The following is an 18,700-nucleotide window of genomic DNA, read 5'->3' on the forward strand; positions in this document are numbered from 1 at the left end:
ATGCAAATCGTCACGACTGAATTCCCGTTTGTCTGGTTGCGTTACACCGGTTCGACGCACACCGACCCCGCCCGCCTGATCGCCGAGCTCGACGCGTTGCTGGCGCGTCGCGAACCGTTCGTTCTTCTGACCGACGACGCGCCGTCCGGCGACGATCGCGGCGGGGACGATCACGAACTGCGCAAGCAGCTCGCGAAGTGGAGCAAGGCCAACCGCGCGCAGTCGCGTGAGTGGATCCCCGCGATGATCGCGATCGAGCCCGACGCAGCGCGGCGCGTGGCGCTCAACGCATTCTCGGGTGCGTTCGAGAAGGTATGGGGCTATCCGCTGAACGCGGCAGCCACCCGCGACGACGCGCTCGCGCTGGCGCAGCAGCTGCTCGACGAACCGGCGCGCGGCGCCGCGGCGGCGAACGGCTGAAGCCACGCTACCGCGCCGACGGCGCGGCGTTCCTCGATACGCATGCACGGCGCGCAAGCGCGCGCCGCGGCATGCGGCAAACATGCAGGGGTGTCCGGTGGACAATCCGATCCGCGCGATGCGCATCTTCACGCGCATCGTCGAAATGAACAGCTTTACGCGTGCGGCGCAGGCGCTCGGCATTTCGCGCGCCACCGCGACGCGGACCGTGCAGGAGCTCGAAACGGCGCTCGGCATGCCGTTGCTGGTGCGCACCACGCGCGCGCTGCGGGCGACGCCCGAAGGCGACGCGTACTACCGGCGCTGCGTGCGTATCACGGCCGATGTCGACGAACTCGAAGCCAGCATTCGCGGCGCCGCGCTGCGTCCGAGCGGGCCGCTGCGCGTCGAGCTGCCGGCGGCGGTCGCGGACGCGATCGTGCTGCCGGCGCTCGGCGCGTTTCATGCGCGGCATCCCGATCTGGTGCTGACGCTGGGGGTATCCGGGCGCGCGGCCGATCGCGTCGGCGATGCGATCGACTGCAGTGTCCGGCTCGGCGAACTGCCCGATTCGTCGCTTGTCGCGCGCCGGCTCGGCACGCTCGAGCGCGTGACCTGCGCGAGCCCCGCGTATCTCGATCGCCATGGCGTGCCGCGTACGCTCGAAGACCTGGCCGTGCATCGCGCGGTCAGCATGTCGTCCGTTCAGGGCCAGCGCACGGCCGAACTCGATTTCGTCGTCGATGGGGCGGTGCGCAAGGTGCGGATGGACGGGATCGTCAGCGTGGACGACGAGCCTGCGTATCTGGCGTGCGGCATGCATGGCCTCGGGCTGATCCAGCCGCCGCGTGTGGCCGCGCAGCCGCTGATCGACGCGGGGCGGTTGCGGGAAGTGCTGCCGCGCTGGCGGCCCGACGCGATCGCGGTGTCGGCCGTCTACGTGAAGCGGCCGCATGTGTCGCCCGGCGTGCGCGCGTTCGTCGACTGGATCGCCGAGCGTTTCGAGGCGGCGGTGAGCGGCCATGCGGGCCTGATCACCGCACGGGTGTGGCGGCCGACGGTGGGCGCCGCGGACAGGGTTGACCAGGTGGACGCCCAGATGGCCGCAGCTTGATCAGCAAGTGTCGAGTCAGGCGCGGTCAACGGTTCGCAATCGTCGTGGGTGCGCGCGTGCGCTTGACCGACGAGATCGCGCAAGCGGATCGATGATCCCGCCGGGTTGCCGTGGCGAAGCGGACGGCGGCGGCCGGGCGCTGCCGGCTCATATGAAGGTGCCGATATCCTGGCGATTTTTTGGCGAAATAGCGGAAACATTGGCGCTTTTGACCGAGCCGCACGTTGGTCTCTCCTGAATCGACGGACGTCGCTTCGTGCGTCCCGATCACCGCCCCAGCTCGTCCGCCAGAAAATCGACGAACGCCCGGATCCGCGTGGACATCTGGTGACGCTGCGCATACACCGCATAGATGTCGGCGCTCGGCGTCTCATGGTCGGGCAGCACGACGACCAGGCGGCCGTCGGCGAGATAGTCGCGCAGATCCCATTCCGCGCGCATCAGGATCCCGTGCCCGTCGAGCGCCCATTTCACGGCGATCTCGCCGTCGTTCGTCGTCAGGTTGCCGTGGATGCGCACGGCCTCCGTGTGGCGTGCCGCGCCGCGCCCGCTCGTCAGGCGCCAGATTCCGTAACCTTCGTCCCCCTGCCGGATGCCGATGCAGTTGTGGCGCGTCAGGTCGTGCGGCGTCGCCGGTGTGCCGTGCCGCGCGAGATACGCGGGCGCCGCGCACAGCAGCCGGCGGTTCGGCGCGAGCCGCCGCGCGACGACCCGCGTATCGGGCGGCTCGCCGAAGCGGATGCATACGTCGAACGCGTCGTCGGTGAGCGGCGGCGGCATGACCGACAACTGCAGTTGCACCGACACCTCCGGATAACGCGCGACGAAGCGCGAGATCGCGGGGCCGACCTGGTTGCGCCCGAAGCCGAGCGTCGCGTTCACGCGCAGCAGCCCCTTCGGGCGCTGCTTCGCGCTGCCGAGCAGTTCGCCGAGTTCGTCCATCTGGTCGAGGATCCGGCGCGCGTAGTCGAGATACACGTCGCCTTCGGGCGTCAGCATCATCCGCCGCGTCGTGCGGTTCACGAGCGTCACGCCCGCGCGCCGCTCCATCTGCGTGAGCCGCTTGCTGACGGCCGCCGCGGTCAGCCCGAGTTCGCGCGCGGCCGCGCTCAGGCTGCCCGACGCGGCCAGCGTCGAGAAGAAGCCGAGATCGGCCGGCTGAACGGTATCCGCCATGTCGGGATTCGTGAATTCAAGTTAAAGATGCTTTGAGTCTAGCACCGGTTCCCGCACTCCTGGTTAGGTAAAGTGCCTTCACGCTGACGATCAATCGAGGATGTGCGCATGAAGACCTACCGTATCGCAACGATTCCCGGCGACGGGATCGGCAAGGAAGTGGTGCCTGCCGGCAAGCAGGTGCTGGAAGCGCTGGCTCGCGGCAGCGACCGCTTTGCGTTCGAGTTCGAGGATTTCGACTGGGGCGCCGACTACTATCGCCGGCACGGCGCGATGATGCCGGCCGACGGCCTCGATGCGCTGCGCGGCAAGGACGCGATCCTGTTCGGCTCGGCGGGCGACCCCGACGTGCCCGATCACGTGACGCTGTGGGGGCTGCGCCTGAAGATCTGCCAGGGCTTCGACCAGTACGCGAACGTGCGCCCGACGCGCATCCTGCCCGGCATCGACGCGCCGCTGAAGCGCTGCGGGCCCGACGACCTGAACTGGGTGATCGTCCGTGAGAACTCGGAAGGCGAATATGCGGGCGTCGGCGGCCGCGTGCACCAGGGCCATCCGATCGAGGCCGCGACCGACGTGTCGATCCTCACGCGTGCCGGCGTCGAACGCATCATGCGCTTCGCGTTCCGGCTCGCGCAGTCGCGCCCGCGCAAGCTGCTGACCGTGATCACGAAGAGCAACGCGCAGCGGCACGCGATGGTGATGTGGGACGAGATCGCGAAGCAGATCGCGCAGGAATTCCCCGACGTGACGTGGGACAAGGAACTCGTCGATGCGGCGACCGCGCGCATGGTCAACCGGCCGGCGTCGCTCGACACGATCGTCGCGACCAACCTGCACGCGGACATCCTCAGCGATCTCGCGGCCGCGCTCGCCGGCAGCCTCGGCATCGCGCCGACCGGCAACATCGATCCCGAGCGCCGCTATCCGTCGATGTTCGAGCCGATCCACGGCTCCGCGTTCGACATCATGGGCAAGGGGCTCGCGAATCCGGTCGGCACGTTCTGGTCGGTCGTGATGCTGCTCGAGCACCTCGGCGAAACGGCCGCCGCCGCGCGGGTGATGCAGGCGATCGAGGCGGTGACGGCCGACCCGTCGCTGCATACGCGCGATCTCGGCGGCAGCGCGACGACCGCGCAGGTGACGGCGGCGGTGTGCGAGCGCGTCGCGCACGCGGCGGTCGCCGCCTGACGACGAGCGCGGCGATGAGCAGGCGGGCCGCGACATAGCGGCCGGCGACCGGCGGCGGCGCGCGAGCGCAACCGGTTACCGGGCGTCGCCCGTTCATCGTCCCCGGATTTTTGCCCCGAGACTCGCGCGCCCGACGCGAGCGGGGCGCGCCGGCCCACGCGCTTCGTCGCGGTGCCGGCGAGCATTCAAACACCGAGCACGACTCGACGACTCGACGGCTCGACCTCGAAGGAGGAGACACATGCAAGCGGATCTGGAAACCCGCGTCGCGCGGAAACTGATGTGGCGCATCATTCCGTTCGTGATGCTGCTTTACTTCGTCAGCTTTCTCGATCGCGTCAACGTCGGCTTCGCCGCGATGACGATGAACAAGGCGATCGGCCTGTCGCCGACCGCGTTCGGATTCGGCGGCGGCCTGTTCTTCATCGGCTACTTCCTGTTCGAGGTGCCGTCCAACCTGATTCTTCATCGCGTCGGCGCGCGCCTCTGGATCGCGCGCGTGATGATCACGTGGGGGATCGTGTCGGCCGTGTCCGCATTCGCGGCCGGGCCGACGAGCTTCTACGTGCTGCGCTTCCTGCTCGGCATGGCCGAAGCCGGGTTCTTCCCCGGCATCATCCTGTACCTGAGCCTGTGGTTTCCCGCGAAGCAGCGCGCGGTGGCCGCCGCGTGGTTCATGGCGGCCGCGCCGATCTCGACCGCGATCGGTTCGCCGCTGTCGGGCGCGATCATGCAGATGCCGCCGATGTTCGGGCTCGCCGACTGGCAGATGCTGTACATCGTCGAAGCGCTGCCGGCGGTCGTGCTCGGCTTCGTCGTGCTCAGGTGCCTGACCGATGCGCCGTCGAAGGCGGTGTGGCTGCGCACGGACGAGCGCGACTGGCTGGTCGCGAAGCTGAAAGCCGAAGCCGATGCGCGCCACACGCATGCCGGGCATACGGCCGGCGCGTGGCAGGCGCTGCGCGACCCGCGCGTGCTGGCGCTCGCGCTGATCTACTTCGGCACGTCGGCGGGGCTGTACACGCTCGGCCTGTGGGCGCCGCTGATGGTCAAGCAGTTCGGCTTCACCGCGCTGCAGACGGGCCTGCTCACCGGGATTCCGAGCATCGCCGCCGTCGTCGCGATGATCGCGTGGGCGCGGCATTCGGATCGTACCGGCGAGCGCACGTGGCACGTCGTGATTCCGTGCGTGCTTGCCTGCATCGGCTTCGTGTTCGCGGGGCAGGCGAGCACCGCGCTGCTGACCGTGCTCGCGCTGGTCGTCGTCAACATCGGGATCAGCGCCGCGAAGGCGCCGTTGTGGGCGATGCCGAGCGCGTTCCTGTCCGGCGCCGGCGCGGCGGCGGGCATCGCGATGATCAACTCGATCGGCAATCTCGGCGGGTTCGTCGGGCCGTTCGCGATCGGCTGGTTGAAGCACGTGACGGGCGGGTATGCGGCGGGGCTCTACGTGGTGGCGGGCACGCTCGCGGTGTCGGCGGTCGTCACGCTGATGTTGAGCCGCAAGGGCGCGAGGCAAGCCGCCGTGTCGGGGGTGCGGCATCACTCGTAAGCGCGACGTGTGCATCGAAACGCCGGACGGTCGCGCATGACGTGCGCCCGTCCGGCTTCATGCGTCGTGCCGCACGATCAGCTGTGCGTGAGCGTCAGCGCATAGAACTTCACGACGGTGCCGGGCGTCGTCAGCGGCGTGCCGGACACGGCCGTCTGGTCGTAGTCGCCGGCCTTGAAGTAGAAGCTCTCGCCGTTGAAGCTCGAATCCATCGTGAAGGTCTTGGTCGTGCCGTTCGCGGTGACGGTGATCGTCGTGCCGCTCAGGCTCAGCGCGTAGCTGAACTTCTGGCCGACGCCGACCGTGGTGATCGGCGTGGTCGTCGACTTGCCGCCCTGGTTGGTGCTTTCGAGCAGCAATTGCACGACGCCGCCGGACGTGAACTGCAGCTCGCACAGCGGCTTGCTCGGGCCGGTGCCCTGGAAGATCTGGCCGATCGTCGTGTGGCCGGGCACTTGCGTGACGGCCACCGTCGCGTTCAGCCGGTTGGTGCCGGAGGTCGGCCAGATCGCGTTCTCGCGCAGCTCGGTGCGCGGATGCAGTGAGCCGGACGTCGTCCAGCCCTGTGTGGGGTCCATCATCACCATCGATCCGTCGCTGCCGTCCGTATAGAAATACGTCGGGTTCACGTAGCCGCCCGCGAGCGACGAGCCGCTTACGGTGTCGACCTTGCCGGACGAGCCGGTCGGCAACTGCAGCGTGAACGGCGCGAGGTTGAAGTTCGAGCCGGGCGGGTTCGACGGGCTGAGCGCCATCACGGTGGCCTGCTGGCGGGCGGCGGCGGCCGGGCTGGCCGGATCGTCGCCGCCGCACGCGGACAGGCACGCAACGGACAGAACGGCGACGACGCACGGGATGATCCTGTTCTTCATGGTGTCTCTCTCTGATGGTCCGTGGCTGGGCGCCACGTTGTGGATAACGTTTTCCTATTCTGGCGCCTGATCGTCGAAACGAGATCGGTCGCCCGCAGGATTCACTCCAAAATACAGAAAGCAGATGAGGCTCGAAGGCTGAAACAGTGATGCCGGGAATTGCGGGATTTTCAAGGCTTGCAATCGGCTTTCCGTGAATGCGCTCAAGCCGATCGAGGACGATGCTAGCAAGAAGTGTCGGAAGAGTAAACGTTTTCCTATTTAGGCCGAAGAAGCTGTCTTTCGCCGGCTGCCGCGAGGTATCCGCGTGCCGGCGTGAAGGGCGCGGTCAGGTTTGCCGGTTACGGCTCAGTCGCCGCGACTTGTTGTGCGATACGCGCCGCACAAGCATCAGGCGTCGCATCGGACGTATCGAGCACCATCTGGCTGAACGGCCGCGACGCATAGCCTTCGCGATACATCTCGGCGATCCGGTTGCGCTCCCAGTCCGTCAGCGCACGCGAGCCGCGATTCGACGATGCGACCGCTTCGGGCGGTGCGAGCGTCACGATGAACAGCCGCGCATCGCGCGCGTCGCAGGCGGCGCGCAGCCGCTCGAATTCCGTTTCGCCGATCGGATAGGCGATGACCAGATGACGCTCACGTGCGTGCGTGATCTGCGTGACGAGACGTTCGAGCGCGATCGCCCACTGCACGTCGAACGGTGCGTCCTCGGGCGCATCGTGATCGTCGCCGTCGATGAAGCGTGCGTCGGGCAGCAAGCGTGCGAGCGCAAGGCCAATCGTCGTCTTGCCGCTGTTGATCGGGCCGTTCAGGTGGATGACGGTGAGGGCGGTCATGAGTCAGCGCAGGAATTGGAAGACTCGCAGCTTGCCATGACGGGTGTGGCGATGCCGTGCCGTTGGTACGTCACGCGAGGTGATGCGATTGCGGAGGGGAAAGCAGACAGGCGGGGGAGTGGCGGAAGGAGTGGCAGGCCGAGTGCGCGAAGAGGATGCGCCCCCCAGCCTGCCCAACCGTACCGCATCCAGCGATGCGGCACGGCGTCGAGCGAAGCGACTTACTTCTCGTCGCCCTTGATCTGCGGCAGCGCCGACGCTTCACCCGGCGTCAGCAGCCCGACTTGCGAGTACACGCGCAGCTTGTCGCGCGTATCGGTGATGTCGAGGTTGCGCATCGTCAGCTGGCCGATCCGGTCGCGCGGCGAGAACGTCGATGCGACCTTCTCCATCGACAGGCGTTCCGGCTGGTACGTGAGGTTCGGCGACTTCGTGCTCAGGATCGAGTAGTCGTTGCCGCGGCGCAGTTCGATCTTCACTTCGCCGGTGATCGCGCGCGCGACCCAGCGTTGTGCGGTTTCGCGCAGCATGATCGCCTGCGGGTCGAACCAGCGGCCCTGGTACAGCAGGCGGCCGAGGCGGCGGCCGTTCTCGCGGTACTGCTCGATCGTGTCTTCGTTGTGGATGCCGGTGACGAGACGCTCGTACGCGATGTACAGCAGCGCGAGGCCCGGGGCTTCGTAGATGCCGCGGCTCTTCGCCTCGATGATGCGGTTCTCGATCTGGTCGCTCATGCCGAGGCCGTGGCGGCCGCCGATGCGGTTCGCTTCCAGCAGCAGCTCGACCGGGTCGGTGAACTCGACGCCGTTCAGCGCGACCGGCTGGCCGGCTTCGAAGCGCACCGTCACTTCTTCGGCGGCGATCTTCACGTCGTCGCGCCAGAACGCGACGCCCATGATCGGGTTCACGATCTTGATGCCGCTTTCGAGGCTTTCGAGATCCTTCGCTTCGTGCGTCGCGCCGAGCAGGTTCGAATCGGTCGAGTAGGCCTTCTCGGCCGACATCTTGTACGCGAAACCGGCCTGGTTCATGAATTCGGACATTTCGGCACGGCCGCCGAGCTCGTCGATGAACGTCTGGTCGAGCCACGGCTTGTAGATCTTCAGATCCGGGTTCACGAGCAGGCCGTAGCGGTAGAAGCGCTCGATGTCGTTGCCCTTGTACGTGCTGCCGTCGCCCCAGATGTTGACGCCGTCTTCCTTCATCGCGGCGACGAGCATCGTGCCCGTCACGGCGCGGCCGATCGGCGTGGTGTTGAAGTACGTGACGCCGGCCGTCGTGATGTGGAACGCGCCGCTTTGCAGCGCCGCGATGCCTTCGGCGACGAGCTGCGCGCGGCAGTCGATCAGGCGGGCGCCGGCTGCGCCGTATTCGATCGCGCGTTTCGGGATCGCGTCGTAATCGTCTTCGTCGGGCTGGCCGAGGTTCGCCGTGTATGCGTACGGGACGGCGCCCTTGAGTTTCATCCAGTGCAATGCAGCGCTGGTGTCCAGGCCGCCGGAGAAGGCGATACCGACCTTCTGGCCGGTCGGGAGGCTTTCGAGAATCGTGCTCATAGGAATTACCGTGGATTGAAGCCGGTGGGATCGTATTTCGCGGAATATGCGAGTATCGGCTGTCCGGGAGGTTGGGGCAAGGGCTGATTTTCGCGCGGAACCGTCGTCGGGCCTGTCGCGGCGGGCCTGGCGGGCGGTGAGCCGGGTGGAGAATACCGCGCTCGCCGGTGCGAAATCGCGGCAGAAACAGGCATCGACGCGCCCGGCCGCGGGCCGTGTTTCCGGGGCCGGATCGGCTGACGGGTGGTGCGGCCCGCCGTCAGGATGCCGATATGTCGAGCCGAAAGGTATATGAAAGGCGAGCGCGCGAAGCCCGGATCCCCGCCGACGTCAGATGTTCCACGACTGCGCGGTGTCGAGCAGCTTCTCGCGCAGCTGGTCGACTTCCCCGGCCAGCTTGGCCGTGATCGACACGTAGCCGGACAACTGCGGCGGCGGCGCGTCGTGCGGCACGTCCGTCGGCCGGCGGCGCGGGGCGAGCCGGCTCGGCGTGCCGAACTTGAGCGCGCGGCTCGCGCCGACCAGCGTGTCGCGGATGCGCCGGTTCACCGCCTTCATTTCGAGCCGCATGTATTCGCGGGCGGCCAGATCGTCGCGGGCCGGCAGCGCGCTCGACAGGATCTCCAGATAACCGATGCACAGGCGCAGGCTGCGCTGGATCGCCTCGAGCTGCATCATCGACGTCTCGCATTCCTTCGACACCGACGGCATCAGCGAGCGCAGCTGGACGAGCAGCGCGCTCAGCGCGGCCATTTCCTTCAGGTGCGCGTCGTCGCTGACCTGGCGATCGCCCGCGAGCCGCGCATGCACGGCCGCGCACGCGCGCAGCGCATCGGCGAGCTTGTAGCGCCACGAATAGGTCGCGTAGAGCGGCAGCGCGAACGAGAACGCCAGCGCGATCGCGATGCCGACCAGCACGTTCACCGCGCGCCACAGGCCGTCGACGATCTCGTTGTCGCCGTGCCCGGCGACGATCACCATCGTGATCGCCGACAACAGCGCGATGTAGCCGGCCTTGCCGATCGCGTGATACGCGCAGATACCGCACCCAATGGCCATCAGCAGGTAGATCGCGAACGGCGCGTGCAGGAACGAGTAGAGGAGGATCAGCCCGAGCCCCGCGAGCGCGCCGATCGACGTGCCGAGCGCGCGCTCGGCCGCCTTCTTGCGGATGTTGCCGTGGTGCTGCAGCCCGCCGACGACGATCAGCACGGTGATCGTCGACCACTCGCCGTGCGGCACGTTCAGGCCGGTGGACAGTGCGATCGACACGAGAATCGCGAGCGAGACGCGCGCCGCATGGATCAGCTTCGCGTGCCGGTAGCGGCGGTACGGGTCGAGCAGCGGGCGGAGCGCGTGGCGCAGGAACGGCGGCAGCCGGGCAGGGAACGGGGTGGTCATGGCGGAACGGGAGTGGCCGGAACGCGCACGGCGGCCTGCGCGGGCCGGCGCCGCGCCGCATGCGCAGCAGGTGTCACGCTAACCGAACGCGGGAGGACTGTCCACGGTGCGGTCATCCGGCCCGGCCGGCCGACGTGCGACTTCACGCCACGTCACGGCGATGTCATGCGCCGGCGGCGCTCGGCTGCGCCTCCAGCACGCGGTTGCGGCCGCCGGACTTCGCGCGGTACAGCGCCTCGTCGGCCCGCTGCAGCAGCGTCGCGGCGTTCACGCGGCCGTCGGTGGCGGTCGCCGCGCCGATGCTCGCCGTGACGCGCCCGTACGGGCTTTTCGCGTGCTCGATGTCGAGCGCCGCGATCGCGCGCCGGATGCCCTCGGCGACGGTCAACGCGCCTGGCGCATCGGTGTCGGGCAGCGTGACGACGAATTCCTCGCCGCCGTAGCGCGCGACGTGATCGCTGTCGCGGCGCAGGCAGCGCGACGCGGTTTGCGCGACGCGCCGCAGCACGTCGTCGCCGGCGGGATGGCCGTAATAGTCGTTGAATGCCTTGAAGTGATCGACGTCGACGAACAGCACCGACAGCGGGCGGCCGCTGCGCGACGCACGCTGCGCCTCCTTCGCGAGCACCGTGTCGAACGTGCCGCGGTTGTCGAGGCCCGTCAGCGCATCGGTGTGCGCGAGCCGGTACAGCTTCGATTCGGCGACCTGGCGGCGCTTCAGTTCGCGCGACAGCGCCAGCGACCCCCACGCGATGAACCCGGTGAACAGGCACATCAGCACGACGGTCCAGATCGCGCGGTGGTGCCACGACGCGTAGATGTCGATCTCGGCGGGCGCGACGTCGACGATCAGCGGCAGGGCGGCGAGATGCTTGTAAACATAGATGCGCCGGATGCCGTCGATCGCGCCGACGCCGGTCAGCGCGCCGTCGCGGGCGCGCTGCGATTCGATGAACAGCGGCGAGCTGTGCAGGTCGAGGCCGACCACGTGCGGGTCGAATGGCAGGCGCGACACGAGCGTGCCGTTGTCCTCGACGATCGCCGCGCTGCCGTGCTTGCCGACCGCCAGGCCATCTAGCAGCGCGCGGAAGTAGTCGATGCTGAGCGTGCCGACGACGATGCCGGCGAACGCGCCGTCGGGCCGGTTGATCCGGCGGCTGAGGGCGATCGTCAAGGCGCCCCCGCGCAGCCGGGACGCATACGGCCGGCTGATGTAGAGGCCCTGGGCGAGCTGGTCGCGATGCACGGCGAAATAGTCGCGGTCGCCGAAATTGCCTTGCCGGGCGGGCGATGCGCTCGAATCGATCACGATATTGCCGTGCGCGTCCATCACGAAGATCGACCCGAGATACTCGCCGGTCGCCGCGCGGTCGAACAGCAGCCGGTGACGCTGGCGCGGGGGCAGCGTCGCCAGTTCAGGATCGGTAATGCCGTCGACGACGTTCTGCAGCGACAAATCGTAGAGCTCGATATTGCGCGCGATATCGCGTTCGATCAGCAGCATCAGGTTGCGTGCATTTTCGACCGCATGGTCGTATGCATCGCGCCGCGCCTCGATTAAAAGCGACGTGGAAAGCCCCCAGCTGAACATCAGCAGCACGATCCCCGCCACGAGTACGCCGCGCGGCGACAGAATGCGTGCCACGATCGACGCGGTATGGCGGCGCAGCGCGGCGGGCAGCGTGAATGACTTCATCCTCGATGGGGGCGGGCGGCGGATTTTCGCGTCGTTGGCGATTCCGTACGCTGTTTATTTTGAATCGGGCCGCATTATCTCGCGAATTCCGGAGATTCGTGTGCACATGCAAAACATGCATGCGGATACGGCGATTCCCAACGATTACGCATCGTTACCGCTTTACACGCGGGTGATTTGATTTGAATCAATCGTCGATATCGGTTGTATTGTCTGAATAATCCCGTGATTACCCGGCGATTATGCGTGCCGGTGCGGTAGCGGGCGGATGGCGACGAGGCGGTTGCGAAACTCGATGGGATCGGAGCGCCGGATAACCATCCAGCGCGCGGGGTTTTTGAGCCGACCTGCGACGGCAGCCCGGTTCGACGCGGCCAACCCCTTGATTCTGCGAAATCTCCACGGCGGCGGCGGGCGGTGGCACCTGAGCTGTCCCCGTGACGAATCAGGTAGAATCCGCGCTTCGCCGCAGGCGCCCACCGCGCAACGCGTATCGGGGCCGCATCGAATGCATCGCAGGACGCGCACCGCGCTCCGATTCCGCATGCGCCGGCTACGGATGCCGGCCCGCTCAACGTTCGTCTCGTTTATGTCCGCACTTCCGAAATCCGACCCATCCGGTTCGTCAGCGAACCCACCCAAGCTTCATCGCGCGCTGAAGGCGCGCCACCTGACGATGATCGCCATCGGCGGCTCGATCGGCACGGGCCTGTTCGTCGCGTCCGGCGCGTCGATCTCGCAGGCCGGCCCCGGCGGCGCGATGGTCGCGTACATGGCGATCGGCCTGATGGTCTATTTCCTGATGACGAGCCTCGGCGAGATGGCCGCGTTCATGCCGGTGTCGGGCTCGTTCGCGACCTACGGCGCGAAATACGTGGACGAAGGCTTCGGTTTCGCGCTCGGCTGGAACTACTGGTACAACTGGGCCGTGACGATCGCGGTGGAACTGGTCGCCGCGCAGCTCGTGATGCATTACTGGTTCCCGAACGTGCCGGGCGTGTGGTGGAGCGCGGCGTTCCTCGGCGTGATGTTCCTGCTCAACGCGCTGACCGTGCGCGGCTTCGGCGAAGCCGAATACTGGTTCGCGCTGATCAAGGTCGTCACCGTGGTCGCGTTCATCGGCGTCGGCCTGCTGATGATCTTCGGCATTCTGAAGGGCGCGCCGAGCAATGGCTGGGGCAACCTGACGATCGGCGACGCACCGTTCGCGGGCGGCCTGCCGGCGCTGATGGGTGTCGCGATGATCGCCGGCTTCTCGTTCCAGGGCACCGAGCTGATCGGCGTCGCGGCCGGCGAATCGGAAAACCCGCGCACGACGATCCCGCGCGCGGTGCGCCAGGTGTTCTGGCGCATCCTGCTGTTCTACGTGTTCGCGATCTTCGTGATCGGCGTGCTGATTCCCTATACCGACCCGAACCTGCTGAAGACGGACGTGACCGACATCGGCGTGAGCCCGTTCACGCTCGTGTTCCGCCACGCGGGCCTTGCGTTCGCGGCCGGCGTGATGAACGCGGTGATCCTGACGGCCGTGCTGTCGGCCGGCAACTCGGGCATGTACGCGTCCACGCGGATGCTCTACAACCTCGCGACCGAAGGCCGCGCGCCGAAGATCTTCGCGAAGCTGTCAGCGGGCGGCGTGCCGCGCAATGCGCTGTACGCGACGACGGCGGTTGGCGCCTTGTGCTTCTTCACGTCGCTGTACGGCGACAAGACCGTGTACCTGTGGCTGCTGAACACGTCGGGGATGACCGGCTTCATCGCGTGGCTCGGCATCGCGGTCAGCCACTACCGGTTCCGCAAGGGCTACGTGAAGCAGGGCTACGCGCTCGACCAGCTGCCGTACCAGTCGAAGTGGTTCCCGTTCGGCCCGCTGTTCGCGTTCGTGCTGTGCCTCGTGATCGCGCTCGGCCAGGACTATCAGGCGTTCCTCGCGAACCGGATCGACTGGGCGGGCGTGGCCGCGACCTACGTCGGCATTCCGCTGTTCCTGGTCGTGTGGCTTGGCTTCCGGTTCCTGAAGAAGAGCCGCTTCGTGCGCTACGAAGACATGGAAATCGCGCCGTGGATCGCCGCGAGCCGCGGCGCGCAGCGGCAGCCGGTGGCGAACCGCGAAACCGCGGGCTGACGCGGGCGCGGCACGTGGCCGCGTGACGTACGACTAAACGGGAAGCCTCGCGCTTCCCGTTTTTTTTGCCCGGCTTTTGCCTGCACGGGGTCAAAGCCGGTTATATTGCCCGACCCTACCGGGCCACGGCCCGGCCGGCGCGAGGCGCGCCGCGCGGATCGGCATCCGGCGCGCGCGACACGCGGCGGCCGGCGAAACGCCCGGCGTTTTCATCGTTCCATCCGGGCCGCTACGGCCCGCGGAGCGCGCAACCCAGAGGAATCCATGAGCGCATCACCCGCCGAGCGGAAGGCCGGACCCGTTTCCATCGTGCGACTCGAAGCCGCGATCAACGCGTGGCGCGAAGTGTACCCGCCGGCGCCGGACGGCGAGGACGGCTACGCACTCGACGCCGGCAGCAATTGCCTCGCCGAGCTGTACGGCACGATGATCTGCTACCAATTGCCGGACGTGCCGCTCGACTCGCTGAGCGACGCGCAGCGCGACGCGCTCTACGCGACCGAGGTGTGATGCTCGGCCCACACGGTGCCGCGGCGCGGTATCGGTGAACGAACGGGAAGCGTTGCGGCTTCCCGTTTTGCTTTGCGCGGCGCTCGCCGCCGCTGCGCGCGCCATGCGGTTCGCGCCGGGAGCGGTGCCGGCTGAGGTATCGTGACGGGATCGGGAGGCAGGTGACCGGCAGGGCCGGTGTGGACGGCCGGCGCCCGCGCCGTGCGCGGTGCCGAATGAACATCCGTCGCCTGCCCGGGAGGATTCGAACATGGAGTTGAGACACCTCCGCTACTTCGTCGCGGTCGCCGAAGAGCGGAATTTCACGCGGGCGGCCGAACGGCTGCATATCGCGCAGCCGCCGCTGAGCCGGCAGATCCAGCAGCTCGAGGAAGCGCTCGGCGTGCCGCTGTTCGAGCGCAATGCACGGCCGCTGAAGCTGACCGATGCGGGCCGCTTCTTCTATTCGCACGCGGTGCAGCTGCTCGCGCAGACGACCGAGCTCGAATCGATGACGAAGCGGGTCGGCAAGATCGAGCGCAGCATGTCGGTCGGCTTCGTCGGTTCGACGCTGTACGGGATGCTGCCGAAGATCATCCGGCGCTTTCGCAGCGAGTATCCGGCCGTCGAGCTGAGCCTGCACGAGATGTCGACGATGGACCAGATCAAGGCGCTGAAGGAAGGGCGCATCGACGTCGGGTTCGGGCGCATCCGCCACGAGGATCCGAGCGTGCGGCGCGTCGTGCTGCGCGAGGAGCGGATGATCGTCGCGCTGCCGGTCGGCCATCCGCTCGACAGCGCGAAGCCGGTGCTGTCGCTGCATGACCTCGTGAACGACACGCTGATCATCTTTCCGAAGGCGCCGCGCCCGAGCTACGCGGACCAGGTGCTCGCGGCGTTTCACGATCGCGCGTTGCAGCCGCGCAAGATCTACGAGACGCGCGAACTGCAGATCGCGCTCGGCCTCGTCGCGATGGGCGAGGGCGTGTCGGTCGTGCCGCACAGCGTGTACGGGCTGAAGCGCGACGACATCAGCTACAAGCCGCTCGACGATCCGAACCTCGTGTCGCCGATCATCATGAGCATGCGGATGCTCGACGAATCGGAGGATCTTCGCGCGATGCAGGCGCTGATCTACCGGCTGTACGACGAGGCGCAGATGGAGTATCTGCCGCCGCAGCCCGAATGAACGCGCGGGCGGTGGGGGCTTGCTTGACGCTGCGTGCGGGCGCGGGCCACCATCGCGGGATCCCAGGTGGCCGCCGAAGGGCGGCCGCTTTCATGCAGACGACACACACATGACCGATATCCCGATCGAGGAGACAACCGTCGAGACGCCGCAAGGGCGCCTCTTCGCGAAACGCTGGCGCGGTGGTCTGGCGCAACAGACGGGGGCGTCGAAGGCGGCCGCGCCTGAGCCGGCCGCGCCGATCGTCCTGCTGCACGATTCGCTGGGCTGCGTCGAACTGTGGCGCGACTTCCCCGCGCAGCTCGCGCGCGCCACGCAGCGCGACGTGATCGCCTACGATCGCCTCGGCTTCGGTCGTTCCGATCGTCATCCGGGGCAACTCGGCACGACGTTCGTGCGCGACGAGGCCGATCACGCGTTCGCGGCGCTGCTCGAGCAACTGGGCGTCGACGCGTTCGTCGCGCTCGGGCACAGCGTCGGCGGCGGGATGGCGGTCGGGTGTGCGGCCGCGCATCCGGATCGTTGCCGCGCGCTCGTGACGATCGCCGCGCAGGCGTTCGTCGAGGATCGCACGCTGGCCGGCATCCGCGACGCGGGGCAGCAGTTCGACGAACCGGGTCAGCTCGACCGGCTCGCGCGCTATCACGGCGACAAGGCCGAATGGGTGCTGCGCGCGTGGCTCGACACGTGGCTGTCGCCGGCTTTTCGCGACTGGAATCTCGACGACGACTTGCCGCACGTGCAATGCGCGACGCTCGCGATTCACGGCGAAGACGACGAATATGGGTCCGACGTGCATCCGAAGCGGATCGCCGCGCGCGTCGCGGGGCCATCGTCGTATCTGTTGCTCGGCCAGTGCGGGCACATGCCGCACCGCGAGCGAACCGGCGACGTGCTGGCCGCCGTGACGACGTTCCTGCGCGACGCGCTCGCCTGAGCGCTGCTGCCACCGGCGGGCAGGTGCCCGCCGGCCGTCAGAACGCGAGCTGGATCGCGAGGTCGATCGCGAGCACGGCGATCGAGAGGCCGATCCCGAGGACCACGTTCGGCAGCCGGTGCTCGAAGTCGCGATTGTCGCGACGCATTGCAGCGCCGAGCAGGAAGATTGCCTCGACGACGATCTGCAGTCCGACGAACAGCAGCATCAGCAAATACTCGTAACCCATCTGCTTGAACGCGGCGAATTGCATCCCGTGATCGCGGATCCATTGGCCGACGCGCAGCAGTTCGTACACGAACAGCAACGCGGGAAACAGGTAGCTGATGAAATAGGTCGGCGCGGTGGCGTGCCGTAGTTCGAGGTGGAAATGCTGATGCGTGGTTGCCATCACGAATCCCTCCTTGCAACGCATGATTGCGGTCGCGACGGCGGCGCGACAACGTGCAAACGAAGGGATTACCCGAAGCGTCGCGCGCGGCCGTACGACATCAGCATACTGCTGCACGGGAAATTTGGCATGCGATGCGTGCGGCCGTCGTAAAAATGCATCTGCGCCGCGCGACGCGTCTATCGTGCCGTATTCGCCGGATACGCTGCGCCGGGAGGTTGCGTGGTGCCCGATGCATGCGGCAACAACCACTCCGGATGCTGCTCCAGATCGTCGGCCAACGCGCGTAGCGCGCTTGATGTTCGCGCGAATTGCGTCAGCGTGCGGCGCACGTTCGATGTATCCGCACCTGGTTGCCCGAGCATCGCCTGCGCGGCCGTGAAGGATTGCCGTGCGGTGCCCAGCGCGATGCGTGCACGCGGTGCGAGTTCGGTATCGAGTTGCCCGAACAGTGCGTTGGTATTCGCGAGCGCTGCGTTCAGATCCGTACCCATGCGATCGAGCGGCAACCGGGAAAGCGTGCCGGCGATATCGGTCATCCGTACGCGCAGCACGTCGAGCGTGCCGGGCACGGTCGGCAACGCGATCGGCTCGTGATTCGTGTCGACGGAGACGGGCAGGGCATTCGGGAACATGTCGAGCGCGACATACGAGCGGTTTGCGATCGGGTTGCCGACGCGCAACTGGCCACGCAAGCCGCGCGCGACGAGCGTGCGCAGCAGTGCCTTGCCGGCTTCGGACTCGCCGTTGCCGAGCACGTCGCGGTAGCGCTGCCCGAGGCGGTCGGGGTAGAGCGCCATCGTCACGCGCATTGTGACGTCGCCGCGCGCTGCATCGTATTCGGTGCCGACAGCCGTCACGTTGCCGAGTTCGATGCCGCGAAACTCCACCGGCGCGCCGACCTCGAGGCCGCGCAGCGAACGATCGAAACGCATCACGACGGGCGCGGGCTGCGCGTTCGGCGTGCGCATCGCGTCGATTTCATCATCGGCCACGCGAAAGCGTGCGCCGTCCGGTGCTGGGATGCTCGATGCGCGCCCGGGCGGCGAGGCGAACGCAAGGGCACCGCCGAGCAGCGCGGCGATCGACGGCGTGTCGAGCTTCATGCCGCCCGCGCCGAGTTGCAGGCCGAGGCCGCCGGCCTGCCACCAGCGCGCGTCGACGTCGACAGCCCGATCGAACGGCGCGGCGACGAACACGTCGATCGTGACACCGTGCCCGTCGGCATCGAGCGCATAGCCGGTCACCTGGCCCACGCGTGCGCGCCGATGATAGATGGGCGAGCCGATCGCGACCGAGCCGAGCGATGCCGCGCGCAGCGTGTAGTGGCGGCCGCCTTCCTCCGTGATCGGTGGCGTGTCGAGCCCGGCAAACGTCGTGCGCGGTTCGCGCGAATGGCCGAGCGCGGCCGCGATATACGTACCGGACAGCACCGTATCGAGGCCGGAGAGGCCACCGGGCCCGATGCGCGGCCGCACGATCCAGAAGCGTGTGTCCGCCACCGCCAGTGCGTGCGCGTCGGCGTTCAGTCGCACATCGATCGTCACGCCCGGCTGCCCGCGCAACGCGCGAACGCGCGTGACGCGGCCGATTTCGACGTTGCGCAACCGCAGTGTCGATCGGCCGGCTGTCAGCCCGTCGGCGCTCGCGAAGGCGATCGTGATGGTCGGCCCGCGGTTGCCGAGCGACGTGATGCCCCATGCGGTGCAGAGCACGGCGGCCGCGAGCGGCACGATCCAGAAGCGCGCCGCCCGCGAGCGGGCCGGCACGCAT

General features: G+C 67.7%; 17 protein-coding genes. 9 read left to right on the forward strand and 8 right to left on the reverse strand.

The annotated features are described in order from the left end of the window. Both G3N98_RS07100 and G3N98_RS07105 read left to right on the forward strand, forming a co-directional pair. Nucleotides 1-420 (forward strand): ATP--cob(I)alamin adenosyltransferase, encoded by a 420-nt coding sequence (locus G3N98_RS07100; protein WP_089474325.1) that lies wholly within the window; start codon nt 1-3, stop codon nt 418-420. A 97-nt stretch (nt 421-517) separates the two neighbouring features. Further along, nucleotides 518-1,513, forward strand: a complete 996-nt coding sequence (locus tag G3N98_RS07105; RefSeq protein ID WP_256991440.1) for a LysR family transcriptional regulator — start codon at nt 518-520, stop codon at nt 1,511-1,513. A gap of 267 nt (nt 1,514-1,780) precedes the next feature. On the opposite strand, the gene G3N98_RS07110 is transcribed toward G3N98_RS07105, so the two are convergent. Next, entirely contained in the window at nt 1,781-2,689 is a 909-nt protein-coding gene (locus tag G3N98_RS07110) for a LysR substrate-binding domain-containing protein (RefSeq protein WP_206147743.1), read from the reverse strand. Between the two features lie 108 nt (nt 2,690-2,797). Here G3N98_RS07110 and G3N98_RS07115 point away from each other — a divergent pair, with 108 nt between their 5' ends. Both G3N98_RS07115 and G3N98_RS07120 read left to right on the forward strand, forming a co-directional pair. Further along, on the forward strand, nt 2,798-3,880 hold the full coding sequence (locus G3N98_RS07115) for a tartrate dehydrogenase (protein WP_206147744.1): 1,083 nt from the start codon (nt 2,798-2,800) through the stop codon (nt 3,878-3,880). A 241-nt stretch (nt 3,881-4,121) separates the two neighbouring features. Further along, nucleotides 4,122-5,432: an MFS transporter gene (locus tag G3N98_RS07120; protein ID WP_175236952.1), complete on the forward strand. Its 1,311-nt coding sequence runs from the start codon at nt 4,122-4,124 to the stop codon at nt 5,430-5,432. A 77-nt stretch (nt 5,433-5,509) separates the two neighbouring features. Here G3N98_RS07120 and G3N98_RS07125 read toward each other — a convergent pair whose 3' ends face one another. The 5 genes from G3N98_RS07125 to G3N98_RS07145 form a co-directional block, all read right to left on the reverse strand. Further along, complete coding sequence (locus G3N98_RS07125; protein WP_175236953.1) at nt 5,510-6,304, reverse strand: polysaccharide lyase family 7 protein; 795 nt, start codon at nt 6,302-6,304, stop codon at nt 5,510-5,512. A 341-nt stretch (nt 6,305-6,645) separates the two neighbouring features. Next, complete coding sequence (locus tag G3N98_RS07130) at nt 6,646-7,143, reverse strand: shikimate kinase (protein WP_089428148.1); 498 nt, start codon at nt 7,141-7,143, stop codon at nt 6,646-6,648. A gap of 221 nt (nt 7,144-7,364) precedes the next feature. Continuing rightward, nucleotides 7,365-8,699 carry an argininosuccinate synthase gene (gene argG / locus G3N98_RS07135; protein ID WP_069250949.1) on the reverse strand — a complete coding sequence of 445 codons (1,335 nt, stop codon included), beginning with the start codon at nt 8,697-8,699 and terminating at the stop codon, nt 7,365-7,367. A 330-nt stretch (nt 8,700-9,029) separates the two neighbouring features. After that, nucleotides 9,030-10,100: an FUSC family protein gene (locus G3N98_RS07140; protein ID WP_206147745.1), complete on the reverse strand. Its 1,071-nt coding sequence runs from the start codon at nt 10,098-10,100 to the stop codon at nt 9,030-9,032. A 163-nt stretch (nt 10,101-10,263) separates the two neighbouring features. Continuing rightward, a complete protein-coding gene (locus G3N98_RS07145; protein WP_174975855.1) occupies nt 10,264-11,796 on the reverse strand; it encodes a sensor domain-containing diguanylate cyclase in 1,533 nt (510 codons plus the stop codon). Here G3N98_RS07145 and G3N98_RS07150 point away from each other — a divergent pair. The 5 genes from G3N98_RS07150 to G3N98_RS07170 all read left to right on the forward strand — a co-directional run bounded on the left by G3N98_RS07150 (nt 11,735) and on the right by G3N98_RS07170 (nt 16,536). Continuing rightward, nucleotides 11,735-11,977 carry a hypothetical protein gene (locus G3N98_RS07150; protein ID WP_179255076.1) on the forward strand — a complete coding sequence of 81 codons (243 nt, stop codon included), beginning with the start codon at nt 11,735-11,737 and terminating at the stop codon, nt 11,975-11,977. The genes G3N98_RS07145 and G3N98_RS07150 overlap by 62 nt on opposite strands. A 408-nt stretch (nt 11,978-12,385) precedes the next feature. Next, nucleotides 12,386-13,921: an amino acid permease gene (locus G3N98_RS07155; protein WP_089433263.1), complete on the forward strand. Its 1,536-nt coding sequence runs from the start codon at nt 12,386-12,388 to the stop codon at nt 13,919-13,921. A gap of 264 nt (nt 13,922-14,185) precedes the next feature. Next, the gene (locus G3N98_RS07160) at nt 14,186-14,431 is read left to right on the forward strand and encodes a DUF3717 domain-containing protein (protein ID WP_043178075.1); all 246 of its coding nucleotides are present in this window, start codon (nt 14,186-14,188) and stop codon (nt 14,429-14,431) included. A gap of 250 nt (nt 14,432-14,681) precedes the next feature. Beyond that, nucleotides 14,682-15,599 carry a LysR family transcriptional regulator gene (locus G3N98_RS07165; protein ID WP_011355987.1) on the forward strand — a complete coding sequence of 306 codons (918 nt, stop codon included), beginning with the start codon at nt 14,682-14,684 and terminating at the stop codon, nt 15,597-15,599. A gap of 109 nt (nt 15,600-15,708) precedes the next feature. Further along, nucleotides 15,709-16,536: an alpha/beta hydrolase gene (locus G3N98_RS07170; protein ID WP_206147746.1), complete on the forward strand. Its 828-nt coding sequence runs from the start codon at nt 15,709-15,711 to the stop codon at nt 16,534-16,536. Between the two features lie 37 nt (nt 16,537-16,573). Here G3N98_RS07170 and G3N98_RS07175 read toward each other — a convergent pair whose 3' ends face one another. Continuing rightward, complete coding sequence (locus G3N98_RS07175) at nt 16,574-16,927, reverse strand: hypothetical protein (protein WP_069250955.1); 354 nt, start codon at nt 16,925-16,927, stop codon at nt 16,574-16,576. Between the two features lie 179 nt (nt 16,928-17,106). Further along, on the reverse strand, nt 17,107-18,696 hold the full coding sequence (locus tag G3N98_RS07180; protein ID WP_346779076.1) for an MlaD family protein: 1,590 nt from the start codon (nt 18,694-18,696) through the stop codon (nt 17,107-17,109). Nucleotides 18,697-18,700: the final 4 nt, after the last annotated feature.

It is taken from the genome of Burkholderia sp. Tr-20390, assembly GCF_017104595.1.
Lineage (GTDB): Bacteria > Pseudomonadota > Gammaproteobacteria > Burkholderiales > Burkholderiaceae > Burkholderia.